Source organism: Frigoribacterium sp. ME-P-080 (assembly GCF_030209595.1).
Classification (GTDB): domain Bacteria; phylum Actinomycetota; class Actinomycetes; order Actinomycetales; family Microbacteriaceae; genus Frigoribacterium.
In genome coordinates this window covers 188,384-214,732 of sequence record NZ_JARVRR010000002.1, presented here as the reverse complement: position 1 = coordinate 214,732, position 26,349 = coordinate 188,384, and the positions used below count along the sequence as shown (strand labels likewise).

26 protein-coding genes are annotated in these 26,349 nt (G+C 70.9%); 2 read left to right on the top strand and 24 right to left on the bottom strand.

The window, feature by feature from the left end:
* Positions 1–118: 118 nt before the first annotated feature.
* The 10 genes from QRN23_RS02560 to glmS all read right to left on the bottom strand — a co-directional run bounded on the left by QRN23_RS02560 (position 119) and on the right by glmS (position 11,039).
* Positions 119–691 carry a DUF4265 domain-containing protein gene (locus tag QRN23_RS02560; protein ID WP_082460056.1) on the bottom strand — a complete coding sequence of 191 codons (573 nt, stop codon included), beginning with the start codon at positions 689–691 and terminating at the stop codon, positions 119–121.
* Positions 688–1,701 (bottom strand): glycosyltransferase family 4 protein, encoded by a 1,014-nt coding sequence (locus tag QRN23_RS02555; RefSeq protein WP_285062384.1) that lies wholly within the window; start codon positions 1,699–1,701, stop codon positions 688–690. Before QRN23_RS02555 ends, QRN23_RS02560 begins: the two co-directional genes overlap by 4 nt.
* Entirely contained in the window at positions 1,698–3,224 is a 1,527-nt protein-coding gene (locus tag QRN23_RS02550; protein ID WP_199736336.1) for a lipopolysaccharide biosynthesis protein, read from the bottom strand. Before QRN23_RS02550 ends, QRN23_RS02555 begins: the two co-directional genes overlap by 4 nt.
* Positions 3,221–4,345 carry a glycosyltransferase family 4 protein gene (locus QRN23_RS02545; RefSeq protein WP_285062381.1) on the bottom strand — a complete coding sequence of 375 codons (1,125 nt, stop codon included), beginning with the start codon at positions 4,343–4,345 and terminating at the stop codon, positions 3,221–3,223. The genes QRN23_RS02550 and QRN23_RS02545 overlap by 4 nt, the downstream gene beginning before the upstream one ends.
* Positions 4,342–5,847 carry a tyrosine-protein kinase domain-containing protein gene (locus tag QRN23_RS02540; protein WP_285062380.1) on the bottom strand — a complete coding sequence of 502 codons (1,506 nt, stop codon included), beginning with the start codon at positions 5,845–5,847 and terminating at the stop codon, positions 4,342–4,344. Before QRN23_RS02540 ends, QRN23_RS02545 begins: the two co-directional genes overlap by 4 nt.
* A 96-nt stretch (positions 5,848–5,943) precedes the next feature.
* On the bottom strand, positions 5,944–6,456 hold the full coding sequence (gene tsaE / locus QRN23_RS02535; protein WP_159828764.1) for a tRNA (adenosine(37)-N6)-threonylcarbamoyltransferase complex ATPase subunit type 1 TsaE: 513 nt from the start codon (positions 6,454–6,456) through the stop codon (positions 5,944–5,946).
* A gap of 47 nt (positions 6,457–6,503) precedes the next feature.
* Positions 6,504–7,640 carry an alanine racemase gene (alr, locus tag QRN23_RS02530; RefSeq protein ID WP_285062379.1) on the bottom strand — a complete coding sequence of 379 codons (1,137 nt, stop codon included), beginning with the start codon at positions 7,638–7,640 and terminating at the stop codon, positions 6,504–6,506.
* Positions 7,637–8,728, bottom strand: coding sequence for an alanine racemase (gene alr, locus QRN23_RS02525; protein WP_285062378.1), 1,092 nt, complete (start codon positions 8,726–8,728; stop codon positions 7,637–7,639). Before alr (QRN23_RS02525) ends, alr (QRN23_RS02530) begins: the two co-directional genes overlap by 4 nt.
* Positions 8,725–9,144: a holo-ACP synthase gene (locus QRN23_RS02520; protein WP_173153434.1), complete on the bottom strand. Its 420-nt coding sequence runs from the start codon at positions 9,142–9,144 to the stop codon at positions 8,725–8,727. Before QRN23_RS02520 ends, alr (QRN23_RS02525) begins: the two co-directional genes overlap by 4 nt.
* A 41-nt stretch (positions 9,145–9,185) precedes the next feature.
* The gene (glmS, locus tag QRN23_RS02515; RefSeq protein ID WP_123571283.1) at positions 9,186–11,039 is read right to left on the bottom strand and encodes a glutamine--fructose-6-phosphate transaminase (isomerizing); all 1,854 of its coding nucleotides are present in this window, start codon (positions 11,037–11,039) and stop codon (positions 9,186–9,188) included.
* 83 nt (positions 11,040–11,122) lie between these two features.
* Between glmS and coaA the strand changes: the two genes are divergently transcribed.
* The gene (coaA, locus tag QRN23_RS02510) at positions 11,123–12,079 is read left to right on the top strand and encodes a type I pantothenate kinase (RefSeq protein ID WP_123571284.1); all 957 of its coding nucleotides are present in this window, start codon (positions 11,123–11,125) and stop codon (positions 12,077–12,079) included.
* Between the two features lie 177 nt (positions 12,080–12,256).
* Here coaA and glmM read toward each other — a convergent pair whose 3' ends face one another.
* The 11 genes from glmM to infA form a co-directional block, all read right to left on the bottom strand.
* Positions 12,257–13,618: a phosphoglucosamine mutase gene (gene glmM, locus QRN23_RS02505; protein WP_285062376.1), complete on the bottom strand. Its 1,362-nt coding sequence runs from the start codon at positions 13,616–13,618 to the stop codon at positions 12,257–12,259.
* A gap of 27 nt (positions 13,619–13,645) precedes the next feature.
* Entirely contained in the window at positions 13,646–14,131 is a 486-nt protein-coding gene (gene rpsI / locus QRN23_RS02500; protein WP_082059799.1) for a 30S ribosomal protein S9, read from the bottom strand.
* 32 nt (positions 14,132–14,163) lie between these two features.
* Positions 14,164–14,610, bottom strand: coding sequence for a 50S ribosomal protein L13 (rplM, locus tag QRN23_RS02495; RefSeq protein ID WP_043593314.1), 447 nt, complete (start codon positions 14,608–14,610; stop codon positions 14,164–14,166).
* A gap of 195 nt (positions 14,611–14,805) precedes the next feature.
* Positions 14,806–15,705 (bottom strand): tRNA pseudouridine synthase A, encoded by a 900-nt coding sequence (locus QRN23_RS02490; protein WP_236557048.1) that lies wholly within the window; start codon positions 15,703–15,705, stop codon positions 14,806–14,808.
* A gap of 112 nt (positions 15,706–15,817) precedes the next feature.
* Entirely contained in the window at positions 15,818–18,583 is a 2,766-nt protein-coding gene (locus tag QRN23_RS02485; protein ID WP_285062371.1) for an ExeM/NucH family extracellular endonuclease, read from the bottom strand.
* Positions 18,584–18,781: 198 nt separating this feature from the next.
* On the bottom strand, positions 18,782–19,348 hold the full coding sequence (rplQ, locus tag QRN23_RS02480) for a 50S ribosomal protein L17 (protein WP_285062369.1): 567 nt from the start codon (positions 19,346–19,348) through the stop codon (positions 18,782–18,784).
* 48 nt (positions 19,349–19,396) lie between these two features.
* On the bottom strand, positions 19,397–20,392 hold the full coding sequence (locus QRN23_RS02475) for a DNA-directed RNA polymerase subunit alpha (RefSeq protein WP_043593322.1): 996 nt from the start codon (positions 20,390–20,392) through the stop codon (positions 19,397–19,399).
* 190 nt (positions 20,393–20,582) lie between these two features.
* Positions 20,583–20,981 carry a 30S ribosomal protein S11 gene (rpsK, locus tag QRN23_RS02470; protein WP_043593323.1) on the bottom strand — a complete coding sequence of 133 codons (399 nt, stop codon included), beginning with the start codon at positions 20,979–20,981 and terminating at the stop codon, positions 20,583–20,585.
* Between the two features lie 45 nt (positions 20,982–21,026).
* Complete coding sequence (gene rpsM, locus QRN23_RS02465) at positions 21,027–21,401, bottom strand: 30S ribosomal protein S13 (RefSeq protein ID WP_043593325.1); 375 nt, start codon at positions 21,399–21,401, stop codon at positions 21,027–21,029.
* A gap of 190 nt (positions 21,402–21,591) precedes the next feature.
* Positions 21,592–21,708 (bottom strand): 50S ribosomal protein L36, encoded by a 117-nt coding sequence (gene rpmJ, locus QRN23_RS02460; RefSeq protein ID WP_043593327.1) that lies wholly within the window; start codon positions 21,706–21,708, stop codon positions 21,592–21,594.
* Positions 21,709–21,776: 68 nt separating this feature from the next.
* Positions 21,777–21,998, bottom strand: coding sequence for a translation initiation factor IF-1 (gene infA / locus QRN23_RS02455; protein ID WP_043593329.1), 222 nt, complete (start codon positions 21,996–21,998; stop codon positions 21,777–21,779).
* 218 nt (positions 21,999–22,216) lie between these two features.
* Between infA and QRN23_RS02450 the strand changes: the two genes are divergently transcribed.
* Positions 22,217–23,494: an LCP family protein gene (locus tag QRN23_RS02450; RefSeq protein ID WP_285062363.1), complete on the top strand. Its 1,278-nt coding sequence runs from the start codon at positions 22,217–22,219 to the stop codon at positions 23,492–23,494.
* Between the two features lie 49 nt (positions 23,495–23,543).
* On the opposite strand, the gene map is transcribed toward QRN23_RS02450, so the two are convergent.
* The 3 genes from map to secY are packed head-to-tail and all read right to left on the bottom strand — an operon-like array spanning position 23,544 to position 26,321.
* A complete protein-coding gene (gene map, locus QRN23_RS02445; RefSeq protein WP_159827809.1) occupies positions 23,544–24,377 on the bottom strand; it encodes a type I methionyl aminopeptidase in 834 nt (277 codons plus the stop codon).
* Between the two features lie 4 nt (positions 24,378–24,381).
* Positions 24,382–25,002 carry an adenylate kinase gene (locus tag QRN23_RS02440; protein ID WP_285062360.1) on the bottom strand — a complete coding sequence of 207 codons (621 nt, stop codon included), beginning with the start codon at positions 25,000–25,002 and terminating at the stop codon, positions 24,382–24,384.
* Positions 24,999–26,321, bottom strand: coding sequence for a preprotein translocase subunit SecY (gene secY / locus QRN23_RS02435; RefSeq protein ID WP_043593336.1), 1,323 nt, complete (start codon positions 26,319–26,321; stop codon positions 24,999–25,001). The genes QRN23_RS02440 and secY overlap by 4 nt, the downstream gene beginning before the upstream one ends.
* Positions 26,322–26,349 lie beyond the last annotated feature (28 nt).

Below are 26,349 nucleotides of genomic sequence, written 5' to 3'. Positions count from 1 at the left end.
GAACACGGGCCCACCATGGAGCTCGTCGTCGCGAAGTCGTCACCGCGGTCGCCCACCAGCGATGCGAACGAAGTCCTGGGGGTCCACATGTGCAGCCGCCGGCCGCTCGCTGACTACCTCAGAGGGCCAGCCACGCGTCCGACACGTCGGCTTCCTCGTACTCCCAGCGCCCGGACGCCGCACCGTGCGCCAGCAGCCTCTTCGCGGCGGGGACGTCCGACTCCGGGCCGAGGTCGAACGACAGCAACCGGAACTGCTGAAAGCCCTCACCCATCACGCCGAGGGGCGCGAACTCCGCGAGGATGCCCTCGAGCGAGTCGTCTCGATCACTCGTGATGATGCGGACCGTCATGCGTCCCCTGCGCCAGACGACTCCGCTCACCCAGAGCACGCCGTCAGCATCCGACGAGACCGCGACCTCGTCGCCGTTCGACATCCCGAAGGCGAAGAACGGCGTGTTCTCGAGGCGGTAGTCACCGGAGATCAGCGGCAGCGCCCACAGCCCCTCGGACTCCGTGTCCGGCCACCCGTCCTCTTGGTCGAGCAGGACGCGGACCTTCACGTGCGTGGCACCCTCGACGGCCTCGCTCGCCTCGGTCCGGACGGTTCCGCCACCGACACCCGGCACCTTCGCGTCCCTGCGCTTGAACGGCCACAACCGGGCCATGCCCCTCGGCGCCCCCGAGCTCATGCCGAGGCGCCGACGAACTCCGCCAGCGACGCCGCGAGGTGCCGCGTCGTCAGCCGTTCCTCGACGAGGGCCCGTCCCGCCGCGCCGAACGCACGTGCCTGGGCCTCGTCGCCGAGCAGCCGCAGCACGTGCCCGGCGAGGGCCGCCGAGTCCCCCACCGGCGCGAGCAGCCCGGTGCGTTCGTGCACCACGTAGTCCTCGATGCCCGGCGTGTCCGTCATCACGACGGGACGACCCGTGGCCATCGCCTCGAGGCTGACCGTCATGCCGGACGCGTGCAGGTTGTCGCGCGTCGCCACGGCGACGAGCGAGGCACGGGCGTACAGCTCGGCCAGCTCGCGGTGCGAGACGTGCGGCACCACGGTGACGCCCTCGGGCGGGGCCGCGTCGCTCGTCGTCTGCACGACCAGCTCGACGTCCGGTCGCTCGGCGTGGACCTGCTCGAGCGTCGCGAACAGGGTCGCCGGATCGCGGTCGCGGTCGCCTCCGATGCTCAGCACCATCGGCCGGGCGGGCCACGGGCGCGCCGCGAAGAAGCCCTCGTCGACCCCGAAGGTGAAGAACCCGACCGGCGGGCCGTCCTCGCCGACGAACCGTCGCAACGGCTCGACCTGCCCGCGGCTGATCACCCAGAGCCCGCTCATGCGTCGCAGCACGTCACGCATGCGCCCGACGTCCTGCCCGCGTTCGACCCGGTCCGTCACCCAGATCACGCCCGTGTACATGTGCTCGTGCGGCCGTGCCAGCAGCATCCGACGCGCGACGTTCTCGTCCCAGGTCACCCCGACGTCGTCGGACGGCACCCCGGACGAGGAGGCGCGGCGCGGCACCACCCGGTCGCGCAGCACCTGCAGGCGGCCGGGTTCCGGGACGGACGCGATGCGCGCCTCCGGGTCCGCGTCGCGCAGCGCCTCGAGGCCGTACGGCCAGAGGCCGGGGCGGAGGCCCGCCGCGTGGTCGGCCGCCCAACCGGGGACGTCGCGTTCGCTCGCGAACAGGACCTCGATCACCGCGCCTCCTCGGGTCCGTCGCCACGCCCGTCGCCGGACCGTGCGTCGGAGGCCTGTTCGGCCGCCGCCCGCTCGACGATGGCCTGGTCGGTCGCCGTCTCGTCGCCACGCTGCTCGTCGACGTCGAGGCCGACGGTGCCGTCGTCGTCGGCATCGTCGCCGGCCGCTCCGCCCGCTGCCGCCTCGGCCCGACGGCGACCGAGGTCGCGCGACACGTACCAGAGGTTCGGCACGAGCTGGCAGAGCGCCACCGAGATCGCCGACCCCAGCACGGGTCCGGCGGCCCCGACCTGCCCGATGAACCACCACGACAGCCCCAGGTTGAGCGGCACCATCAGCACGATCGGCAGCACCTGGAAGACCAGCCCGGTCTTGTCGGTCATGTACATGCCGACCGGGTACTTCGCCGCCTGCAGGCCGACGAACACGACGAAGCCGACGAGCATCCAGCCGTCGAGCGTGATCGCCCCGCCCGAGACGAAGCGCGCCAGGAACGGGCTCAGCACGGCGAGCGCCGTGCCCAGCACGAGTCCCCCCAGCAGGAACCACAGGGTCGGCACGGTCGGCGACTCCACCCGCCCGGCCGAGCGGGCCGCGGCGTACACCGGCCAGAGGGCGATGCCCGCGGCCGCGACGGTCTGCAGCACGATGCCGAAGAGCTGCGAGGCGAGGTTGTACTGCGCGAGTTCGTCCGGCCCGGCCAGGTGGCTGAGGAGCAGGCGGCCGGTCTGCATCGCGACCGGCAGGGCGATCATCTGCACGAGCATCGGCCAGGCCAGGCCCAGCGCGGGCACGCCGCGGTAGCTGCGGATGCGGGGCACGAGCTTGACGGCCGACCCGATCTGCGGCGACAGCGCGCGCGCCGCCACGATCAGGCAGATCACCGAGACGAGGCTGTTGGCCACGTACGAGATGACCGCGAGGTAGCTGCCGACCGGCACGCTGAACATGACGGCCGAACCGATGGCGAGCAGCATGAACGGTGCCACGACGGCCTGGCTGGCGACCTGCGTGCTGGTCTTCTTCAGCCCCACGAGGATGCGCTGCCCGACCGTGAGCGGGATCACGAGGCCGAACACCGCGAGACAGAGTCCCGCCGCGAGCGAGCCGCCGTCGGGCAGCAACCCCTCGCCGAGCAGCACGGGCCACCAGCCCGCGAGGGTGATGAGCAGGGCGACCGCGACCATGATGCCGCCCGACACCAGCAGCACGCGGAAGGCGGTGACGATCGAGCGCTTGACGAAGTCGTCGGTGCGGACCGACGACGACCCGGCCACCGCGTTGATGACGATGGCCGCGATGCCGAGGTCGGCGAACGGCAACAGGGTCGGGAAGGTCGAGAGCAGCCCGTACTGCGCGTAGGCGTCGGTGCCGAAGTTCTGGATGATCATGCGGCTCGTGATGATGCCGAGCACGCCCGACAGGCCCATCACGATGACCTTCGTCGCCGCGGTCGAGCCCACGGCGGCCATCGCGCCGCCCCGGCGGGGACGACCGGCCGAGCCCGTCGTCGACCGGCTCACGAGGCGCTCCTGAACAGTCGGTCGTCCGCGGAGAGGCGCCCGTCCCGGTCGGGCAGGTCGGCCAGCACGTCGTCGGCGGAGCGTCCGGCGTCGAGCGCCTCGACGATCGCGTCGGCCAACACCTGTGGTGCGCGGGGGTCGGACGCGACCACGTGACCGTGGGCGTCGAGCCAGTCGGCGAGCCCCGTCTCGGTGGTCGTGACGACGGTGCAGCCGTGCGACAGCCCCTCGACGATCGGCAGCCCCACCTGTTCGCGCCAGGTCGGGCTGGGCTGCGACCAGAGCACGAGCACGCGCGCCTCCTCGAGCACGGAGTGGATGCGGGGACGGGGCGGGTCGACCTCGACGGCGACCGAGGGCTGCGCGACCGACAGGGCCCGCGCCTCCTGCTCGAGGGCGCCCTTGCCGAGCAGGGTCAGCGTCGCCTCGGGGCGGGCGGCGACGACGAGCGGCCAGGCCGCCGCCAGGACGCGCAGCCCCTTGCGCTCGACGAACGAGCCGACGAAGGCCACCGCGGGCGGGCGGACGCCGCCACCGCGGGCGTCCGCGTGCCGGGTCGGCAGGGCCGGCACGGTGGTCATAGTGACACGGGGCGAGGCGGCCCCCAGGAGGCGCGCGTACGTCTCGCGCGCGGCGTCCGTCCCGAAGACCACCCGGTCGAGACGGCGCCAGACCGCGCGTGCCAGCACGCGTTCGCCTCGTCGGCGCAGTCGCGTCCGCAGGCGCGGAGCCGTGGCCGCGTCGAAGGGGTCGGCGTTGCCGATCAGGTAGCTGACGACGACCGTGCGGCGGCCGGTCAGCCGGCGTCGCACCGCGAGGGCGGCCAGCACCAGCGCCGTGGTCGGCAGGCTCGACGTCATGAGCGGTTCGTTCACCTCGAGCGTCTCGACCCGTGACCGCGCGATCAGCCAGGCCGAGGCGAGCGGACCGGCCTGCACGAGGTCGAGCCCCGCGGCGAGCGAGTCGTCGAAGTCGTAGCGGGTGACGCGGTAGACGATGCTGGCGGGCGCCAGCTCGTGCGCCCGCTCGAGGTGGGCCGTGCGCACGGACTCGTAGAGGCGGACCGCCGGGAGGCGCGGCGTGCGCCCCCGGGACGGGCGGGCCAGGCGGGTGGGGCTCACGACGTGGCGTCGCCCTGGCGGCCCGCGGTACGGCGGGACCTGCCCGGGGCCGCGGCGTCGGTCGTGGCGGCCCTCGTGGCGGCCGTCGTGGCGGTCGCGTCGGCCGTCGTGGCGGTGCCGAAGGGATAGGTCTGCTCGTCGGACGACGTCGAGACGGGCACGAGCACCGACGGCGGCAGGTCGTGCGACGCCCGCTGACGGCCCGGGGCCACCCCGTCGAACACGACGCCGATGACGCGCACCTTCACGTTCGTCAGCGCGCGGACGGCCGACACGAGCCGCGGCCGGGTCGACCGGCCCGCCGTGGCGACGATGACGACGCCGTCGGTCAGGCGACCGATCTCGAGCGTGTCGGACGACGTGAGCACCGCGGGGGCGTCGACCACGACGACGTCGTAGCGCTCCCCGGCGGTCTCGAGCAGCAGGGCCATCGATCGCGAGCTCAGCAGCGGGCTCGGGTTCGGCGGCACGTCGCCGGCCGTGAGGATGTCGACGCCGTCGCGCCACGACGTCACGGCGGCGGCGAACTCGAGTCGGCCGACGACGACGTCGGTCAGGCCGACCTCGTCCGAGACGGCGGCGAGCTCGGCGAGTCCGCTGCCACGCAGGTCGGCGTCCACCACGAGCACCTCGAGGCCCCGCTCGGCGAAGGCCAGCGCGAGGTCGAGGGCGACCGCCGCCCTCCCCTCGCGTTCGTCGGCCGCGACCGACGAGACGGCGATGGTCCGGGTGGCCCGGTCGACGTCCGCGAACTGCAGCTGGGCCCGGATGCGACGGAAGTCGTCCGCCGCCGCGCCCTGGGGTTCGTCGGAGAGAGCCAGCACGCCACGGTTGCGGCGCGTGACGCTGCCGAGCAACGGCACGAGGTGCAGGTCCTCGACGTCGCGGGCGGTGCGGAGCCTGGTGTCGACCACCGATCGCAGCAGCGCCAGGGCGATGCCGAGGACGGTTCCGACGGCGAGACCGCTCAGGGCGATCAGTCGGCGGTTCGGGCTGATGGGCGACGTCGGGGGCGTGGCCTCGGCGATCGGCGCGACGCTCAGCGTCGAGTTGCCGGCGGTGTTCTCGGGCGACAGCGCCCGGGCTTGCCGGCTCAACGAGATGGTGACCGCGTTCGCGACGTCGGCCGCCCGTTGCGCGTCGCCGTCCACCACGGCGACGTCGATGATGACGGTGTTCAGGGGGTTCTCGGCGGTGATCTGACGTGCCAGCTGCGTCGGGGTCACGTCGAGTCCCATCTGCTGGATGACGGGTTCGAGCACGACCGACGACGTGGCGAGACGCGTGTAGCTCTGCACGAGGTTCTGCGTGTACGACGACCCCTGCAACAGCTCGTTGGGGTCGGAGCCCTCGGTCGCCGAGACGAACACGCTGCTCGTGGCCCGGAACGAGTCGGGCTGCGTCTGGGCGTACGCGTAACCCGCGCCTCCGCCGACGAGGGCGAGGACGACGACGAGGGGCCAACTCTTCAGGAGAGCGCGCCAGTAGTGCTGAGGATCCAACGGACACTCCCGGGTTGAGGTGGTGGAACCTGGCGAGCATACCCGGAGCAGAGAGGTCCTCACGACCCCCGGAGGGGGTGCCCGTGCCCGTGACGGTCAGTCCGCGAGCAGGGCCGTGTCGGCCCAGCGGGTGCCGTGCGGCGTGATCGTCACGCGTCTCGGCTCGTCCAGCACCTCGGGAGCGGGCGCCTCCTGCTCGTCGTCCGGCCCGTGCCCCGCCGACCCGTCGTCCGACGCGTCGACGACCGGCGCCTCGGCCGCCCCGGTCGGACGCTCGACGACGATGTCGAGCCACGACTCGGCGACGCCGTCCAGCAGCCCGGCTCCCCACTCGACCACGACGATCGAGCCCTCGAAGTCGAGGTCCAGGTCGTCGAGCTCGGCCTCGCCCGACAGCCGGTACGCGTCCACGTGCACCAGGGGCGTGCCCGACGCGGTCGGGTGCGTGCGCGCCAGGACGAACGTCGGGCTCGCCACCTGGCCGCGCACCTGGAGCCCCTCGCCGAGGCCACGCGTGAAGGTCGTCTTGCCGGCGCCGAGCGGTCCGGTCAGCACCAGCAGGTCACCCGCCCGCAGCGACCCGGCCATCCGACGCCCCAGCGCCTCCATGGCGTCGGCGTCGGCGACGGTCAGCTCGACGGGGTCGCCCTGGACGGTCACGGCCGTCCGCCGACGTAGACGCGGGGCACCCGGGCTCCGACGCGGCAGGCGACCTCTTCGGGGATCGTGTCGGTGGCGTCGGCCCACTCGCCGATGGTCATCTCGCCCTGGCCGCCCGGCCCGAACAACACGACCTCGTCACCGACCGCGACGGGGTCGTCGCCCATGTCGACGAGGAACTGGTCCATCGCGACCCGGCCCACGATCGGGCGGGGCGCGCCGTTCACGATGACGTGCACGGTGCCCTGCGCCCGCCGGCTGACGCCGTCGGCGTACCCCAGGGGCACGAGCGCGAGCGTCGTGTCGGACGGAGCACGGAACGTGTAGTCGTACGAGACGCCGGTGCCCGCGGCGACGCGCTTGACCTTGACCACGGACGCGCTCAGCGTGAGCACCTGCCGCAGTCCCCGGTCGGCGGCGGTGACGCCCTCGGTCACGGGGATGCCCAGGCCGTTCGACCCCATGCGCACCATGTCGAAGCGTCGTTCGGGGTGTTCGAGTGCGGCCGAGCTCGACGACATGTGCCGCTTCTCGACGGTGGCCCCGAGCGCCTCGGCCTCGGCCACGGCCTGCTCGAACACGCGGGCCGCGGCCTGGTCGTCGGCCTCGCTCGTCTCGCTGACGTGCGAGAAGATGCCGCGCAGGCGGACCACCCCCTCGTCGCGCAACTCGACGGCACGGGCGACGAAGGCCGGCCAGTCCGAGGGCAGGCACCCCTCGCGGTGCAGGCCCGTGTCGATCGTCAGGTGGACGAGGGCGACACCGCCGCGGGCCCGCGCGACCGCCGCGACGGCGTCGAGCTGGTCGAAGGTCGACACCCCCAGGTCGACGCGCAGGTCGACGGCCGCCTCGAGGTCGTCGGACGGGCTGAGCTGCCAGGCGAAGAACGAGGCGTCGCCGCCGATGCCCAGCCGTCGCATCTCGAGGGCCGGCGCGAGTTCGACCGTGCCGAACCAGCGGATGCCCGCCGCCACGGCCTCGGGCACGAGCACGTGGGCGCCGTGGGAGTAGGCGTCGGCCTTGACGATCGCCAGGATCTCGACCGGGTCGACACGGGCGATCAACGACTCGAGGTTCGCCCGGTACGCGGCCAGGTCGACCGTGGCCCGTCGCAGGGACGTCGCGGCGCTCATGCGGTGTACCTCCGGGTGAGGCCGGCGGCCAGGCAGGCGACGACCTCGTAGGTGATGCCGCCCATCGCCTCGGCCCAGTCGGCGGCGGACTGCCGACCCAGCGCCGGGTCGCCGAAGAGCACGACCTCGTCGCCGATCTCGACGGGGTCGTCGCCCACGTCGATCACGAGGGCGTTCATGGCGATGCGCCCCCGGACGCGGTAGGTGCGCCGACCGATCGTGACGGAGGCGCGCTCGCTCGCGGCCCGGTCGATGCCGTCCGCGTACCCGACCGGCACGATGGCGATCGACGTGTCGCGTTCGGGACGGAAGAGGTAGCCGTACGACACGCCCTCGCCCGCCGGGATGCGCTTGACGGTGGTCACCGGCGCCGTGACGGTCATGGCCGGGCGCAGGCCGAGCTCGGCGGACGTGCGGTCGGCGTACGGGCTCAGCCCGTAGCTCGCGAGGCCGAAGCGCACCATCGTGGCTCGTGTCCCGACGTAGTCGAGCGCCGCCGCCGAGGCGGCCACGTGCAGCAGGGGCGGCCGCACCCCCCGCTCGTCGAGCATCGCGGACGCCCGGGCGAAGCGGGCCGTCTGCAGGCCGTCGTCCTCGGACGACGCGTTCGACACGTGGGTCATGAGGCCCTCGACCGGCACGACGGCGTCATGGCCGGCCGCGCGGTCGAACAGCTCGGGCCACTCGGACTCGACGGCCCCGTTGCGGCTCAGACCCGTGTCGATCGCCAGGTGGACCGCGCGGACGCCGGCCGCCACGGCCGCCTCGAGCTGGTCGACGCTGGACACCGCGGGGGTGATGCCGAGCGCCGCGGCCTCGACGAAGTCCTCGTCGGGAGCGTGCAGCCACGCGAGCACCGGCGCCTCGACACCGGCTCGACGCAGGGCCACGGCCTCGGTCAGGTCGGCCACCCCGAGCCAGTCGACGCCGGCCTCGACGAAGGCCCGGGCGCACTCGACGGCACCGTGGCCGTAGGCGTTCGCCTTGACCACGGCCATGACGGCCGACGGCGCGACCGCGGCCCGGAGGACCTCGACGTTGTGGCGCAGCGCGGCCGTGTCGACGGTGATGGTGACGTCGTGGGTCATCGGCCCGCCCCTTCGTGGTGTGCGTCGTGGTCGACGGGGGCCCGGCCGTCGCCCTCGGCGACGACGTAGGCGACCGCCACCCCGCCGTCGTGGCTGAGCGACAGATGGAGGCGCGAGACGCCTCGCGAGTCGGCGAGCGACCGCGCTCCCCCGCTGAGCACGAGCGACGGGGCTCCCTGGTCGTCGGAGACGACCACGACGTCGTGCCAGCGCACCCCGGTGGAGCCGCCCAGGGACTTGATCAGCGCCTCCTTGGCGGCGAAGCGGGCCGCGAGCGACGGGCGCCCGCGGGGGCTGCCGTCCCGGAGGACGAGCTCGTCGGCTCGGAACAGACGCGTGGCGAGCGCCGGCGTGCGCTCGATCGAGCGGTCGAAGCGCCCGAGGTCGACGACGTCGACGCCGATGCCCACGATCACGTCCTCACTCGCCTGACGCCCTGCCCCGGCTGCACGACCCGCTACTCGACGGTGACCGACTTGGCCAGGTTGCGCGGCTGGTCGACGTCGAGGCCCTTGGCGGCGGCGAGCTCCATGCCGAAGATGTGCAGCGGCACGACCGACAGCAGGGGCTCGAAGAGCGGGGCCGCCAGCGGGATGTGCAGCACCTCGTCGGCGAAGGGCAGCACCGCGGCGTCGCCCTCTTCGGCGATCGCGATGACGCGGGCGCCGCGCGCGCGGATCTCTTGGATGTTCGAGACGACCTTGGGGTGCAACGACCGCGGGTCGCGCGGGCTGGGGACGACGACGAAGACGATCTGACCGGGCTCGATCAGGGCGATCGGGCCGTGCTTGAGCTCGCCGGCGGCGAAGCCCTCGGCGTGGATGTAGGCGAGTTCTTTCAGCTTGAGCGCACCCTCGAGGGCGATGGGGTAGCCCACGTGACGCCCGAGGAACAGCACCGACCGGGTGTCGGCCATCCAGCCGGCGAGGGTCTTGATGCGCTCGGACGACTCGAGCACCTGCTCGATCTTGCCGGGGATCTCGTGCAGGTCGGTGACCTGCTCGGCGATGGCCTCGGCGCTGAGCGTGCCGCGCAGGGTCGCCAGGTGCAGGCCCAGCAGGAAGAGCGCGGTGCCCTGGGCGACGAACGCCTTGGTCGACGCGACGGCGACCTCGGGGCCCGCGTGCGTGTAGAGCACGGCATCGGACTCGCGCGGGATCGTCGAGCCCTGCGTGTTGCAGATCGACAGCACCTGGGCGCCCTGCTCTCGGGCGTACTTGACGGCCATCAGGGTGTCCATCGTCTCGCCCGACTGGCTGATCGACACCACGAGGGTCTTCTCGTCGAGGACCGGGTCGCGGTAGCGGAACTCGTGCGCCAGCTCGACCTCGACGGGGATGCGGGCCCACTGCTCGATGGCGTACTTGCCGAGGATTCCGGCGTAGGCGGCGGTGCCACAGGCGATGACGATGACGCGGTCGACGGTCAGGAGGCGCTCGCGCACGCCGTCGAGCTCGGTCAGGGTCACGGCGCCCTCGGCGGTGATGCGGCCGAGCAGCGTCTTGGCGACGGCCTCGGGCTCCTCGCTGATCTCTTTCGCCATGAAGCTGGACCAGCCGCCCTTCTCGGCGGCCGAGGCGTCCCAGTCGACCTCGAACTCGGTCGTCTCGACGGGCGCCCCGGAGAAGTCGACGACCTCGACCGAGTCGGGACGGATCGTCACGAGCTGGTCCTGCCCGATCGACATGGCCCGACGGGTGTGGGCGACGAAGGCCGCGACGTCGCTGCCGAGGAAGTTCTCGCCCTCGCCCAGGCCGATGACGAGGGGCGAGTTGCGGCGGGCGCCGACGACGACGCCCGGCTGGTCGGCGTGCACGACGAGCAGCGTGAAGGCGCCGTCGAGGGTGTTGACGACCGTGCGCAGGGCCTCGGTCAGGTCACCGGAGGAACGGTAGGCCCGGGCCACCAGGTGCGCGGCGACCTCGGAGTCGGTCTCGCTGAGGAACTCGACGCCCTCGGCGAGCAGCTCGGCCTTGAGCTCGGAGAAGTTCTCGATGATGCCGTTGTGGATGAGGGCGAGCTTGCCGTCGTCCGCGAGGTGGGGGTGCGCGTTCGCGTCGGTCGGGCCACCGTGGGTCGCCCACCGGGTGTGGCCGATGCCGGTCGTGCCGTCGGTGAGCGGCGTCGCCTCGAGGTCGTCGACGAGCATCTGCAGCTTGCCGGCCTTCTTGCGGGTGCCGAGGTCGCCCGCGGCGTCGATCACGGCGACTCCCGCCGAATCGTACCCGCGGTACTCGAGTCGCTTGAGGCCGCCCAGCAGCACCTCGATGCTCTTGTCACCCGTTCCGACGTATCCCACGATTCCACACATGGGGTCGATCCTAGAGGTTCCCGTCCGAGAGCCCGGCGGGCCGTGCCGACTCGCGTCGACCCCGGACCGGTAGCCTCGTGCGCATGGCCGAAGCCAACCCGACGACCGCGCCCTCCGCCGTGCACGCGAGCCCCTTCGTCGAGATCGGGCGCGACGCCTGGGCCGACCTGGCCCCGACGACGCGCCTGCCGCTGACCGAGACCGAGATCGTCCAGCTGCGCGGCCTCGGCGACCGCCTCGACATGCGCGAGGTGCAGGACGTCTACGTCCCGCTCAGCCGCCTCCTCAACCTCTACGCCGCCGGCGCCCGCAACCTGCACCGGGCCACGAGCGACTTCCTCGGCGAACGGGCCCAGCGCACGCCCTTCGTGATCGGCGTCGCCGGGTCGGTGGCCGTCGGCAAGTCGACCGTCGCGCGCCTCCTGCGGGAGCTGCTCAGCCGCTGGGACGACACCCCCCGCGTCGAGTTGGTGACCACCGACGGGTTCCTCTACCCGAACGCCGAACTCGAACGCCGCGGCATCATGAGCCGCAAGGGGTTCCCCGAGTCGTACGACCGCCGCCACCTGCTGCGGTTCGTCTCGCAGGTCAAGAGCGGCGCCGAAGAGGTGCGGGCGCCGTTCTACTCGCACACCAGCTACGACATCATGCCGAGCGCCGAGGTCGTCGTGCGGCGGCCCGACATCCTGATCGTCGAGGGTTTGAACGTGCTGCAGCCCGCCGTCGCCGGCCGGCTCGCCCTGAGCGACCTGTTCGACTTCACGGTCTACGTCGACGCCCGCACCGGCGACATCGAGAACTGGTTCGTCGAACGGTTCCTCGCGCTGCAGAAGGGCGCGTTCACCCAGGAGCGCTCGTTCTTCCACCGTTTCGCCGACATGAGCGAACCCGAGGCGCGGTCGTTCGCCTCGGGCATCTGGAAGTCGGTCAACGAGCCCAACCTGATCGAGAACGTGTTGCCGACCCGGTCACGGGCGACGCTCGTCCTGCGGAAGGCGGCCGACCACAAGGTCAGTTCGGTCCTGCTGCGCAAGATCTGATCCGCGGCGACGCCGGGTCGGCTGAGGAGCCGCGTCCGGGCGGGCGCCGCAGCCGGTCGCGCACCGCGTCCGGTCGGGCGCCGCGTCCGGTCGCGCACCGCGTCCGGTCGCGCGCCGCGTCCGGTCAGGAGGCGCGGGTGACGTCACCGGGACGTCGCGCCCCGTCCGCCGCCCGGGTCAGAGGGCGAGTCGCTCGCGCACGACGTCGGCCAGCGAGTGGGCGACGCGGTCGGCGGTCGGTTGGTCGGCGGCCTCGACCATCACGCGCACCACGGGCTCGGTGCCCGAGGGGCGGAGCAGCACGCGGCCGGTGTCGCGGAGCTCGGCCTCGAACCGGCGGACGGCCTCGGCCACGCCCTCGTCGGACGCGGCTCGCGAGCGGTCGACGTCCCGCACGTTGATCATGATCTGCGGGAAGACCGTCATGACCGAGGCGAGCTCGGCCAGGCTCTTGCCGGTCGCGGCCATGCGGGCCACGAGCGAGAGACCGGTGAGGATGCCGTCGCCGGTGGTGGCGTAGTCGGCGAAGACGATGTGGCCGGACTGCTCGCCGCCGAGGGTGAAGCCGTGCTCGTTCATGTCCTCGAGCACGTAGCGGTCGCCGACCTTGGTCTGGCGGACCGTGATGCCGTGCTCGGCCATGGCGCGGATGAGGCCGAGGTTGCTCATCACCGTGGCGACGAGCGTGTCGTCGACGAGGGCGCCACGTTCTTTCTGCGCCAGGGCGATGATGGCCATGATCTGGTCGCCGTCGACCACGGCGCCGGTGGCGTCGACGGCCAGGCAGCGGTCGGCGTCGCCGTCGTGCGCGATGCCGACGTCGGCCCCGTGCTCGAGGACGGCCTTCGCGAGGTTGTCGAGGTGGGTCGACCCCACGCCGTCGTTGATGTTCACGCCGTCGGGATCGGCGCCGATCAGGGTGACCGTCGCGCCGGCGTCGGTGAACACCTCGGGCGAGACGGCCGAGGCGGCCCCGTGGGCACAGTCGAGGACGACGTGGATGCCGTCGAGTCGGTTGGGCAGGGCGCCGAGCAGGTGCAGCACGTAGCGGTCCTCGGCGTCGGCGAACCGACGGATGCGGCCCACGTCGCCACCGATCGGCATCAGCTGCGGATCGGACATGGCGGCCTCGATGCGGTCTTCGACCTCGTCGGGGAGCTTGGTTCCGCCGAAGGCGAAGAACTTGATGCCGTTGTCGGGCGCGGCGTTGTGCGATGCGCTGATCATCACGCCGAAGTCGGCGCCGATGTCGTCGACCAGGAAGGCCGCGGCGGGGGTCGGGATGACTCCGGCGTCGAGCACGTCGACACCCGAGCTGGCGAGCCCGGCACAGACGGCCGCGGTGAGGAACTCACCGGAGATACGGGGGTCGCGCGCGACGACGGCGACGGGGCGCCGCCCCTCGGCACGACGGGCATCGGCGTGATGCCCCTTCGTGAGCACCACCGCGCTCGCCTGGGAGAGCCCCAGGGCGAGCGCGGCGGTCAGCTCACGGTTGGCGAGGCCTCTGACACCGTCGGTACCGAACAAACGCGACATCGCGAGACCTGCCTTGTGTGGTGCTGGTTAGCGCTTCGAGAACTGCGAGGCCTTGCGGGCCTTCTTGAGACCGGCCTTCTTGCGCTCGATGACGCGGGCGTCACGGGTGAGGAAGCCGGCCTTCTTGAGCGTGGCGCGGTTGTTCTCGCGGTCGATCTCGTTCAGCGCACGGGCGATGGCGAGACGGAGGGCACCGGCCTGGCCCGAGGGGCCACCACCGGTGACCTTGACGGCAACGTCGTACGAGCCGAGCAGGTCGAGGACCTTGAACGGGTCGTTGATCAGCTGCTGGTGCAGCTTGTTGGGGAAGTAGTCCTCGAGGGTGCGACCGTTCACGACGATCGTGCCGGAGCCGGGCGTGAGGCGCGCACGAGCGATGGCCTCCTTGCGGCGACCGACGGCGGAACCGCCGACGCTCAGCACGGGGCGGGGCGTCGCGGCGGCCTCGGGGGCCGAGCTCTCGGTGGTGAAGCTCTCGGGAGCCTGGTCGATGGAATCTGCGATCTGAGCCACTGTGTGGGGGTCCTTAAGTCTGAAGGCGGACGCTACTGGGCGACCTGGTCGAGGGTGTAAACCGTGGGCTGCTGAGCAGCGTGGGGGTGCTCGGCACCCGCGTACACCTTCAGCTTCTTGATCTGGGCACGGCCCAGCGAGTTCTTCGGCAGCATGCCACGGATGGCCTTCTCGACCGCACGGGTGGGGTGCTTCTCGACCATCTCGGAGTACGTGGTGGCCGTGATGCCGCCCGGGTAACCCGAGTGACGGTAGTAGAGCTTCTCGGCCAGCTTGGAGCCGGTGAGGGCCACCTTGTCGGCGTTGATGACGATGACGAAGTCGCCCATGTCCATGTGGGGGGCGAAGGTCGGCTTGTGCTTGCCGCGCAGCAGGGCTGCCACGTGGCTCGCGAGGCGGCCGAGCACGACGTCGTTGGCGTCGATGATCAGCCAGTTCGGCTGAACGTCAGCCGGCTTGGGGGAGAAAGTGCGCGTCACAGTAGTGCTGCTTTCTGGTCGAGGTGAGAGGTTCGTGAATCCCGCTCCGTTGCCGTTGTCACCGCAGAGGCGATGAGAACGAGTCAGGTGGAGGGCTCAACTTCGGGCGAAAGCGCGCAGTTGCGCAGACACCAAGGGTTCACGTTACCCGACACGGGCCGGACGGTCAACCATCGCCCGCCTCGCCCCGGGGAGTCACTCCCCCAGCTGATCGTGCGACCGCTTCACCTGCGTCAGGGCCACCCGGGCGGCCATCTCGGCGTCGGGCGGGTAGCCGACCTCGACCATCGTGAGTCCGTGGGCGGGCACGACCCGGAACTCGCCGTTGCGCTGGGCCTCGCGCCGCACGCCCACCGCACGATGCGCCTCCATCGCTCCCTCGCCGACGGCCACGCAGGCGCCCACAAGGTTGCGCACGAGGTTGTGGCAGAACGCGTCCGCCTGCACCGAGGCGACGAGCACGCCGTCTGCCTCGCGCCTCCACGAGAACTCCTGCAGCTCGCGGATGGTGGTCGCGTAGTCGCGGTGTCGGCAGTACGCGGCCCAGTCGTGCAGGCCGAGCAGGCCGGACGCCGTCGCGTTCATCAGCTCGAGGTCGAGGCGTTGGTCGTACCAGAGGGTGTGGCTGCGCCTCGTGGGGTCGCGCTCGGCCCCCCGGTCCGCGATGCGGTACTCGTACCGGCGCCAGAGGGCGCCGAAACGGGCGTGGAAACCCGGAGGCGCGACTCGCGCACCCGAGATCACGATCTCGTCGGACGCGCCCGCGAGCCCGTTCAGCCGCCGTGCCAGCACGGTCGGGGCGTCGAGCGGGGACTGGTCGCGCATGCCGCGGTGCGGCTTCTGCAGCTGGGCGATCTGGGCGTCGGTGAGGTCGAGGTGCACCACCTGCCCGCGCGCGTGCACGCCGGCGTCGGTGCGACCCGCCACGGTCACGGTCGGCACGTCCCCCAGCCGACGGAAGAGCGTCTGCAGAGCGGCCTCGATCTCGCCCTGCACCGTGCGGCGGCCGGGTTGTTCGCTCCAGCCCGAGAAGCCGGTGCCGTCGTACGCCACCCCGAGGCGGAGGCGCGTCAGGGCCGGGGCGTCGATCGTCACCCGACGATCCTACGGGGCCGACACCGCGCCTCCTCGGCCTGCCGGGTGGGCGGACGACGACGGCGGCCGCGACCCGGTCACCCGGGTCACGACCGCCGTCGGGCGCCTCCGCCTAGCCCATGCGGGAGGCGCGGTGCCGGACCACGAGGACCGTGCCACCCATCGCCATCAGCACCAGGGCGAGCGCCAGCCACCCGGCCAGGGGCGCGGAGCCCGTGAAGGCGAGCGAGCCGTCCGCGGTCGGTGCGGTCGTGCCCGGGGTGACCGCCCCGGGACCGGCACCCGGCACGGTCGGACCGGCTCCGGCTCCGGGCGTCGCGCCCGGGTCGGTCACCGGCGGGGCGGGGTCGACGGGAGCGGCGAGCAGCGACACCCCGACGACGACCGGGTCGTGGTCGCTCGAGCGGAACTGGTCGGGCTGGTACAGCTGCTCGGCGTTGTAGTTGAAGCGGCTGTACTCGAGGCCGATGCCCTCACCCGAGTTGATGTTCCAGATGTCCACGCCCGTGACGGCCTCGGCCGCGGCGGGCGAGGCGAGCACGTGGTCGAGGGACCCGCTGAGACCGCTGAAGACGTAGCTGTACTCGTCGGTCCCGGTCGAGCCGAGGTCGACGTAGCCGGCCTGGCGGAGCACCTCGATCGGGTCCTCCTGGCTGTAGGCGTTGAAGTCGCCGAGCAGGAACACCTTGTCGGTCCCCGCAGCGGCCTCACGCTCGGCGGCGAAGGCGACCAGGGCGTTCGCCTGGTTGACGCGCGAGCCGTTCGAACCGCCCTGACCGTCCCCCTGGTCGGCGTCCGGGCCCGAACCACTGCCCTTCGACTTGAAGTGGTTCGCGATCGCGACGAAGGTCGACCCGGCGTCACCGCCGACGGGCCGGAAGGCCTGCGCGAGCGGCTGCCGGGCGTTGCTGAACGCGGCCGATCCGGTCAGGATCGTCGACCCTCCGACGGGCTCGGCGACGGCCTTCTTGTAGATGAAGGCCAGACGGATGACGTCCTCGTTGGCGGGCAGCGCCTCCGGTGAGCGCGCGTAGTCCCAGACCTCGCTGCCGGCCGCGGCGTTGAGCGCCCCGACCAGGGTCGCGAGTGCGGAGTCGCGGTCCTCGCCGAAGCGGGCCGAGTTCTCGATCTCCTCGAGCGACACGACGTCGGCGCCCAGGGCGGTGATCGCCGTGACGATCTTCACCTGCTGGCGGGCGAGGTTCTCGGCGTTCGCGGCACCACGAGCGTCGCAGCCGCTGTTCACCGTCACCGGCGCACCCGCGCGGTCCGTGTAGAACGTGCAGCCGCGCAGCTGGTCGCCCGTCGTCGTGAAGTAGTTGAGCACGTTGAAGCTGGCGAGCTTCAGGTCGCCTCCCACCTCGCGCGGGGCGTCGGTGCGGATGTCCTCGAACGTGACCGGCAGGTCGCCGTAGGCGGTGTCTCCGGTGAGACGGGCAGTCGGCTGGTACTTCCAGGCCGAGTTGCGGAAGTCGAACACGACCGGCTTCGTGAAGGCGACCGAGGCGCCCACCGTGACGGGGTTCTCGTTCGAGAGGTAGGGCAGCGGGATCGACTGGTTGGCCGCGGTGAAGAAGTTCGTCGTGGCACCGTCGTCGAGGGTCACGGCACGGGCCGCGTTGTCGGCGACCACCGCCGCGTAGCCGGGCGAACCCGGTCGGGCGACCTCGGTGGGCTGGATCAGCGGCCGGTCACCCGAGGCGAGCTCGACCTCGCCGTACTGGTTCGTCGTGTAGGTGTCCGCGACGGTGAACTCGCCCTGAGGCAGCACGAGCATGCTCTCGAGCGTCTCGCGCTGGGCGTCGGTGGCGGGCAGGCCGACGGTCGCCGCCTGGGGTGCCGCGACGGTCGAGGCGTCGAGCGCCCGGAGCGACGCCGCACCGGTGACGGTGATCTGCGTCAGGCCGAAGAACTCGGTGACGGTCCCGTCGACCTCGACGTAGTCGCCGACGGCGACCGAGGGGGCGGTGCTCGCGGAGTACACGAACAGCGCGTCCGACGCGACCTGCGTCGCCAGGTCGAGTGCGCCTCCGGTGCCCGGGGTCTGGATGACGTAGCCGTCGAGACCACCCGTGGGGTAGGTGGCCGTGACGACGCCCCGCGTGGTCACCGTGCGACCGACGAGAGGACTCGTGCCGGTCGCACCCTGGATCTGGGCGACCGTCACGTCGGCCTCGGGGGTCGGCTCGGGCTGCGGCTCGGGCTCCGGACCGGGCTCGGTGCCCGTGCCGCCGGAGTTCTGCGGGGTGACGGTGGTCTGCGTCGAGAAGTCGGCCGCGTTGACGTCGGTGTCGACACCAGCGGTGCGGGCCAACGAATTGGGCGTCGGGTTCGTTCCCGTCACGGGAGCGACGGTCGTCTCGAAGGTGTTCGAGGCGCCGTAGCCGAGCAGGTCGACCACGCCCGGCGTCCCGGCGGGGACCGAACCGGGTGCGAGCGTCAACGGAACGGCGCCGTTCGACAACAGGACCGTTCCCGTGGTGCCGCTCGGGTTGAGCGAGGCACTCGCGTCGGGGGCGGGCAGGTCGGCGCCCGTGGTGCCGTTGCCCGGGATCGCCACGAGGAAGTAGCCACCGGCCGCGATGGTGCCGGCGAGTTCGGCGGCGGAGAACTGCCCGGCGCCCGTCGCCGAGCGGTACTGCAGGGACCAGCCGGCCAGCGACACCGACGCCGTCGTGGGGTTGTATAGCTCGACGAACTTGCGGTTGAAGGGAGCGTTGGCGCTGCCTCCCTTGAGGTAGGCCTCGTTGATGACCACCGACGAACCGTCGGGCGCGGCGAGGGCGGGCGCGGCGGTCGCGAGAGGGGCGAGCCCGAGCGCGAGGGCCATGCCCGTCGTGAGGGCGAGGGCCTTGAGTGGGCGGGGGCGTGGCGACATGACGTCCTTCGTGATCGGGTCGGGCTCCGGTCACCGTAGGCGGCACAGGTGCACCACAGGTGTCGCAGAACAATCGCCAAGGTAAACGACCCCCGCCCGGGGGGCCAGTCCTCTCTTGTGCGGACCCCCTCCTGCTCCCTGCACGACGAAGGGCCCGTCACCTCGCGGTGACGGGCCCTCCGGGTGGTGCTGGTGGGACTACTTGGCTGCTTCGTCGTCCGACTTCGCCGCGGCGTCGGCCTCGACCTCGTCGGCGGCAGCCGTCTCGGTCTCGGTCTCGACGGGAGCCGACTCCCCGACGGTCTCGGTCTCGTCGACGGGAGCCTCGGTGGGCTCCTCGGCGACGGGCTCGGCGACCGGAGCCGCCGCGGCGGTGGTCTTCGAGTTCTTGACCTTGGGGCTCACGGGCTCGAGGACGAGCTCGATGGACACCATCGACGCGTTGTCACCCTTGCGGAAGCCGAGCTTCGTGATGCGGGTGTAGCCGCCGTCACGGTTCTCGACCAGCGGGGCGATCTCGGTGAAGAGGATGTGGGCGGCCTCTTTGTTGTTGCGCAGGGTCTGCATGGCGCGACGACGCGAGTGCAGGTCGCCACGCTTCGCGAAGGTCACGAGACGCTCGGCGACGGGACGGAGGCGCTTGGCCTTGGTCTCGGTCGTCTTGATCGTCTTGTGCTCGAAGAGCGAGGCGGCCAGGTTGGCCAGCATGAGGCGCTCGTGCGCCGGGCCGCCTCCGAGGCGGGGTCCCTTGGTGGGCTTGGGCATTGTCTGTTCCTAAGTGAGTCGAGAGTGGAGGGCGTCGGGCGGAGAGACCTAGTTGGTGGTCTCTTCTTCGTCGTAACCGCTGTAGAAGTGGGCTCCGTCGAACCCGGGGACCGTGTCCTTGAGCGAGAGGCCGAGCTCGACGAGCTTGTCCTTCACCTCGTCGACCGACTTCTGACCGAAGTTGCGGATGTTCATCAACTGGGTCTCGGACAGGGCGACCAGCTCGGACACCGTGTTGATGCCCTCGCGCTTCAGGCAGTTGTAGCTGCGGACCGACAGGTCGAGGTCCTCGATCGGGGTCTGCAGCTCGCTCGACAGGACGGCGTCGACCGGCGCGGGGCCGATCTCGATGCCCTCGGCGGCGGTGTTCAGCTCGCGGGCGAGGCCGAACAGCTCGGTCAGCGTGCGACCGGCCGAGGCGATGGCGTCACGGGGCGAGATCGACGGCTTCGACTCGACGTCGACGACCAGGCGGTCGAAGTCGGTGCGCTCACCGGCACGCGTCGCCTCGACGCGGTAGGTGACCTTGAGCACGGGCGAGTAGATCGAGTCGATCGGGATCTGACCGGCTTCGCTGAACTCGCTGCGGTTCTGCACGGCCGACACGTAACCACGGCCACGCTCGATCGTGAGCTCGAGCTCGAACTTCGCCTTGTCGTTCAGCGTGGCGATGACGAGCTCGGGGTTGTGGATCTCGACGCCGGCCGGAGCCGAGATGTCGGCGGCCGTGACCTGACCCGCACCCTGCTTGCGCAGGTAGGCCGTGATGGGCTCGTCGTGCTCGCTGGCGACGACCAGCTGCTTGATGTTGAGGATGACCTCGGTGACGTCCTCTTTCACTCCGGGGACGGTCGTGAACTCGTGCAGCACACCGTCGATGCGGATGCTGGTGACAGCAGCGCCGGGGATCGACGAGAGAAGCGTGCGGCGCAGCGAGTTGCCGAGGGTGTAACCGAAGCCTGGCTCGAGGGGCTCGATCACGAAGCGGGAGCGGAACTCCGAGATGTTCTCCTCGGTGAGGGTGGGGCGCTGTGCAATGAGCACTGTTTAATCCTTTCGGCGAAGAGTCCGCTATATGACTCTTGGCGGTACGACAGGTGGCTGGCCCGTCGGGTCTGTTGAGTTGTGGGCACCTCGGGCGAACACGCGGGAGGCGGTGCTGACGCGGGGGAGCCCGCCGAACCCGACGGACCCCGGTGACGGGGCCCGTCGGGCACGGCGGGCGGTAACTCAGTTAGACGCGACGACGCTTCGGCGGGCGGCAGCCGTTGTGCGCCTGGGGGGTGACGTCGTTGATCGAACCGACCTCGAGGCCTGCGGCCTGGAGCGAGCGGATCGCCGTCTCGCGACCCGAACCCGGGCCCTTGACGAAGACGTCGACCTTCTTGACACCGTGCTCCTGCGCCTGGCGGGCGGCGGACTCGGCGGCGAGCTGCGCGGCGAACGGGGTCGACTTGCGCGAGCCCTTGAAGCCGACGGCGCCGGACGAGGCCCAGCTCAGGACGGCGCCCGAGGGGTCGGTGATCGAGACGATCGTGTTGTTGAACGTGCTCTTGATGTGGGCCTGGCCCACGGCGACGTTCTTCTTCTCTTTGCGGCGGGGCTTACGCGCGGCCGTCTTCGGTGCTGCCAATTTTTTCTCCTACAACCTTGAGGGGCGTACGGCGGGAGCCGAGGCCTATCGAGCCTTCTTCTTGCCGGCGACGGTGCGCTTCGGGCCCTTGCGGGTACGAGCGTTCGTCTTGGTGCGCTGGCCGCGGACGGGGAGGCCGCGGCGGTGGCGGATGCCCTCGTAGCTACCGATCTCGACCTTGCGGCGGATGTCGGCGGCCACCTCGCGGCGGAGGTCACCCTCGACCTTGTAGTTGCCCTCGATGTAGTCGCGGAGCAGGACGAGCTGGTCGTCCGTGAGGTCCTTGACGCGGATGTTGCCGTCGATCTCGGTCTCGGCGAGAGTCTTGAGCGCGCTGGTGCGGCCGACTCCGTAGATGTAGGTCAGTGCGACTTCGACGCGCTTGTCGCGCGGGATGTCAACGCCTGCTAGACGTGCCATGATGGCCTCTTTTCAGAGATGGTGGAGGTCTGTCACAGCACCGGTGCCCGGGCCTCCGACCCGGGGTGTCCCCCGCCTCCGTCGACCCTGTCGGGCGTCCGTGACGAGTTCTGGTGCTGCTGGGAGGGTGTTGCTGTGTGACCCGGCTCGGCCGGGTCGGCATCGGCACGTCGCCGGAGCGACGGACGAGTCAGCCCTGGCGCTGTTTGTGGCGCGGGTTGCTCTTGCAGATGACCATGACGTTGCCCTTGCGGCGGATGACCTTGCAGTGCTCGCAGATGGGCTTGACGCTGGGGTTGACCTTCATTGCTGATTCCTTGATCTCGCTGGCTTCGTGCCCCACGGGTGCGTGGGGCCGTTCCTTTCCAGCACGCCCTACTTGTAGCGGTAGACGATCCGGCCGCGGGTCAGGTCGTAGGGGCTGAGCTCCACGATCACACGGTCTTCGGGCAGGATGCGGATGTAGTGCTGCCGCATCTTGCCGGAGATGTGCGCGAGGACCCTGTGTCCGTTGGTCAACTCAACGCGGAACATCGCGTTGGGCAGAGCTTCGATCACTGCGCCTTCGATTTCGATGACACCGTCTTTTTTGGCCATAGCCTCACTGTCGCTAAGAATAGGGGTGTTGGTCGTGCGGGGATGCGATGCCCAGGCGCGCAGAAACGCACACGGAACACCAAAGGTCGATCCTAGGTGATGCCGGTATAGTTCAGCAACCCGGCTGGTCAACCCGACACGCCGGAGCACCCGCCGACCTCTGCCGCCCACCTCGGCCGTCGTCTCGTCGGGTACGCGTCACGACTGCCGGGAGCACCATGCCTGACCGCTCGACCACCCCCTCCTCCCCTCGGGGGGTCGCTCGTCACGGCCGACTCCGCCGCGGCGGCCCCGCCCGCATGCTCCTGGGGCTCGTCGCCGGGACGATGGCCGTCGTGCTCGTGAGCGGCGTGTCCGTCGCGGCCATCGCGGTCCGCTCCGCGACCTCGGGCGTGCAGACGGTCTCTCTCGGCAACGAGGACGAGGTCGCCGGGGTCGACATCTCGGCCATCCAGGGCGGCGCCAACATCCTGCTGGTGGGCAGCGACGAACGCGACGACGGCAGCCAGGTCGACGCCGGCGAGGTCGACGGCATCCGCAACGACGTGACGATCCTGGCCCACCTCTCGGCGGACCACACCCAGCTGACGGCCGTGAGCTTCCCCCGCGACCTGATGATCGACGTGCCCGAATGCGTCGGCGACGACGGCCAGGTGTACCCGGCCGAGGACTACGTGCAGTTCAACACGACCCTCGGACGCGGTGGGCTCTCGTGCACCGTCAAGACGGTCGAGGGCATGACCGGACTGGCGATCCCCTACGCCGGCAAGATCACCTTCGACGGCGTCATCGAGATGTCGAACGCCATCGGTGGGGTCGACGTCTGCGTCACGCGGACGATCCGGGACACCGACTCGGGCATCGACCTGACTGCGGGCACCCACACCCTGCAGGGCGCCGAGGCCCTCGCCTTCCTGCGGACCCGACACGGCGTCGGCGACGGGAGCGACATCGCGCGCATCAGCTCGCAGCAGGTCTTCCTGTCGTCGATGATGCGCAAGATCATCTCGGGCGGCACCCTCGGCGACGTGACGACGCTCTACAAGCTCGCCTCGGCCGCCCTGAGCAACATGACGTTGTCGTCCACCCTCGACTCCCCCGACACGCTCGTGCGCCTGGCCCTCGCACTGAGGGACATCCAGCCCGCGGGGATCGTCTTCGTCCAGTACCCGGTCGTCGACGATCCGCGGGACCCGAACAGGGTGGTGCAGTCCACGACCGACGCCGCGGCCCTGAACGCCGCCCTGAACGCCGACCAGAAGTTCACCCTCGGTGACGACAGCGCTGGACGTGGCTCCGTCTCGGACGGGACGGCCCCGGTCGCGACCACGCCCCCCGCCGCACCGAGCGAGACGTCGACGCCGTCCGACACGACGTCGGAGTCCGCCGTGCCGGCCGCCCCGGCCGCGACGGACGCGCCGACGACCACGCTGCCCTCGACCATCACGGGCCAGTCGGCGGCCGAGGCCACCTGCAGCGTCGGCTCGTCCCGCTGAGCCGCACCGCGCCTCCTCGCGTCGTCGGCGTGAGCCGAGGAGGCGCGGGTCAGGCGATCGGGACGGGTGTCACTCCCAGCGGCGCCAGACCCGCGGCGCCGCCGTCCTGTGCCGTGAGCACCCAGATGCCACCGTCGTGCACCGCGATCGAGTGCTCCCAGTGCGCGGCCATCGAGCCGTCGCGCGTGCTGACGGTCCACCCGTCGTCGTGGGTCACCGTGTCGATTCCGCCCGACGTGACCATGGGCTCGATGGCGATCACCAGGCCGGGCCGGACGGCGGGGCCACGTCCGCGGACGCGGTAGTTGAACACCGGCGGGTCCTCGTGCATCGAACGACCGATGCCGTGGCCGGTGTAGTCCTCGATGATGCCGAAGTCGCCCTGCCCGTCGATGTAGTCCTCGATGGCGCCCCCCACCTCGTTGAGGTGCGAGGCCGACGCCAGCGCGGCGATGCCGTGCCAGAGGGACTGCTCGGTGACCTCGTTCAACCGACGCCGCTCGGCCACCACGTCGGGGCGGCCGGCATCGTCCAGGACGAAACTCCGTGCGCTGTCGCCGTTCCAGCCGTCGAGTTGCGCTCCGCTGTCGACGGAGACGAGGTCCCCCGCCGCCAGCACGCGCGCACCGGGGATGCCGTGGACGACCTCGTCACCGACCGACGCGCACACCGTGTGACGGTAGCCGGGCACCAACATGAAGTTGGGTTCTCCCCCACCGTCTCGGATGACGGCTTCGGCGACGGCGTCGAGTTCGAGCGTGGACACGCCGGGACGAACGGCGGACTGGACGGCGTCGAGCGACGCGGCCGTCAACAGCCCCGGCGCGACCAGACGTCTGAGTTCGTCGGCCGTCTTGTAGATGCCGGAGCGGCGGAACGCCACGAGGTCAGGAGGCCGAGGCGACGGACGTGAAGCCGCGAGCGGCCAAGGCCGACTCGATGCGCCCGGCGACCTCGTCGATGCTGCCCAGACCGTCGACCTCGACGAGGATTCCTCGATCTCGGTACGTGTCGATCAGGGGTGCGGTCTCGCGGAGGTAGACGTCCTGGCGGTGGCGGATGGCGTCCTCGGTGTCGTCGGAACGACCCTGGTCGACGGCACGCCGGCGCAGTCGCTCGACGATCTCGTCCCGCTCGGCGACCAGCTGGACGACGGTCGTCAAGGACTGCCCCTGCGCAGCGAGGTGCTCGTCGAGGAATTGGACCTGCTGCAGCGTGCGTGGGTAGCCGTCGAGGAGGAAGCCCTCGCTCGCATCGACCTGCGACAGCCGGTCGGAGATGAGCTCGTTGGTGAGGCTGTCCGGTACGTAGTCGCCCGCGTCGAGGATCGCCTTGACCTTGAGACCGAGCTCGGTCTCGTTCTTGACGTTGGCGCGGAAGATGTCGCCGGTCGAGATCGCGGGGATGCCCAACGACTCGGCGATCGCGACCGCCTGGGTGCCCTTGCCGGCCCCGGGGGGACCGACGATGAGGAGGCGCGGGCTGAGTCGGGTCTCAGCGGCGCTCATCGGAGCAGGCCCTCGTAGTGACGCTGCTGCAGCTGCGAGTCGATCTGCTTGACCGTCTCGAGGCCGACGCCCACGATGATCAAGATGCTGGCGCCTCCGAAGGGGAAGTTCTGGTTCGCACCGACCGTGGCCAACGCGATCAGCGGGATGAGCGCGATGATGCCGAGGTACAGGGCACCGGGCAGCGTCACACGCGTCAGGACGTAATCGAGGTACTCGGCCGTGGGGCGACCGGCCCGGATGCCCGGGATGAACCCGCCGTACTTCTTCATGTTGTCGGCGACCTCCTCGGGGTTGAAGGTGATCGCGACGTAGAAGTAGGTGAACCCGACGATGAGGGCGAAGTACAGCACCATGTACAGCGGGTTGTCGCCCGAGGTGAGGTTGGCCTGCACCCAGCTGACCCAGGCGGGCGGAGCCGTTCCGTCGGAGGGCTGGTTGAACTGGGCGACGAGGGCGGGGAGGTAGAGCAGCGACGAGGCGAAGATGACCGGCACGACGCCGGCCATGTTGACCTTGATCGGGATGTACGTGTTGTTGCCGCCGTACGTGCGCCGACCGACCATGCGTTTGGCGTACTGGACGGGGATCCGCCGTTGGGACTGCTCGACGAAGACCACGAGCGCCATGATGATCAGTCCGACCGCGATGACGAGCAGGAAGATCTCGAAGCTGCGCGACTGCGCGATGCTCCAGAGGGCGGTCGGGAAGCGCGCGGCGATCGAGGTGAAGATCAGCAGCGACATGCCGTTACCGATGCCGCGCTCGGTGATGAGCTCGCCCATCCACATGATGAGGCCGGTACCGGCGGTCATCGTGACGACCATGAGCATGACGGCGTACCAGGCGTCGTTCGTGATCAGCTGGCTGCACTCCGCGATGCCGGACGAACCGAACAGGGCACCCGAGCGGGCCACGGTGATGAGCGTCGTCGACTGGAGGACGCCGAGAGCGATGGTGAGGTACCGCGTGTACTGCGTGAGCTTCGCCTGCCCGGACTGGCCCTCTTTGTAGAGGGTGTCGAAGTGAGGGATGACCACGCGCAGCAACTGCACGATGATCGACGAGGTGATGTAGGGCATGATGCCCAACGCGAACACGGACAGCTGCAGCAGAGCGCCGCCGCTGAACAGGTTGACGAGCTCGTAGAGACCCGAGGTGCCCTGGTTGCCCGCGAGACAGGCCTGCACGTTCTGGTAGTCGACGAACGGCGCGGGGATGAAGCTCCCCAACCGGAAGAGCGCGATGATGCCGAGCGTGAACCCGATCTTGCGACGCAGGTCGGGGGTGCGCATGATGCGCGCGACAGCTCTGAACACGTGGGGCCTCCCGGTATGAAGGATAGAC

Coding starts and splice junctions, on each gene's coding strand:
- QRN23_RS02560 (WP_082460056.1), bottom strand. CDS start 691: ATGAGCTCGGGGGCGCCGAGGGGCATGGCCCGGTTGTGGCCGTTCAAG.
- tsaE (WP_159828764.1), bottom strand. CDS start 6,456: ATGGAGGCGCTGGGGCGTCGGATGGCCGGGTCGCTGCGGGCGGGTGAC.
- alr (WP_285062379.1), bottom strand. CDS start 7,640: ATGAGCGCCGCGACGTCCCTGCGACGGGCCACGGTCGACCTGGCCGCG.
- alr (WP_285062378.1), bottom strand. CDS start 8,728: ATGACCCACGACGTCACCATCACCGTCGACACGGCCGCGCTGCGCCAC.
- glmS (WP_123571283.1), bottom strand. CDS start 11,039: ATGTGTGGAATCGTGGGATACGTCGGAACGGGTGACAAGAGCATCGAG.
- coaA (WP_123571284.1), top strand. CDS start 11,123: ATGGCCGAAGCCAACCCGACGACCGCGCCCTCCGCCGTGCACGCGAGC.
- glmM (WP_285062376.1), bottom strand. CDS start 13,618: ATGTCGCGTTTGTTCGGTACCGACGGTGTCAGAGGCCTCGCCAACCGT.
- QRN23_RS02485 (WP_285062371.1), bottom strand. CDS start 18,583: ATGTCGCCACGCCCCCGCCCACTCAAGGCCCTCGCCCTCACGACGGGC.
- rplQ (WP_285062369.1), bottom strand. CDS start 19,348: ATGCCCAAGCCCACCAAGGGACCCCGCCTCGGAGGCGGCCCGGCGCAC.
- rpsM (WP_043593325.1), bottom strand. CDS start 21,401: ATGGCACGTCTAGCAGGCGTTGACATCCCGCGCGACAAGCGCGTCGAA.
- rpmJ (WP_043593327.1), bottom strand. CDS start 21,708: ATGAAGGTCAACCCCAGCGTCAAGCCCATCTGCGAGCACTGCAAGGTC.
- infA (WP_043593329.1), bottom strand. CDS start 21,998: ATGGCCAAAAAAGACGGTGTCATCGAAATCGAAGGCGCAGTGATCGAA.
- QRN23_RS02450 (WP_285062363.1), top strand. CDS start 22,217: ATGCCTGACCGCTCGACCACCCCCTCCTCCCCTCGGGGGGTCGCTCGT.
- QRN23_RS02440 (WP_285062360.1), bottom strand. CDS start 25,002: ATGAGCGCCGCTGAGACCCGACTCAGCCCGCGCCTCCTCATCGTCGGT.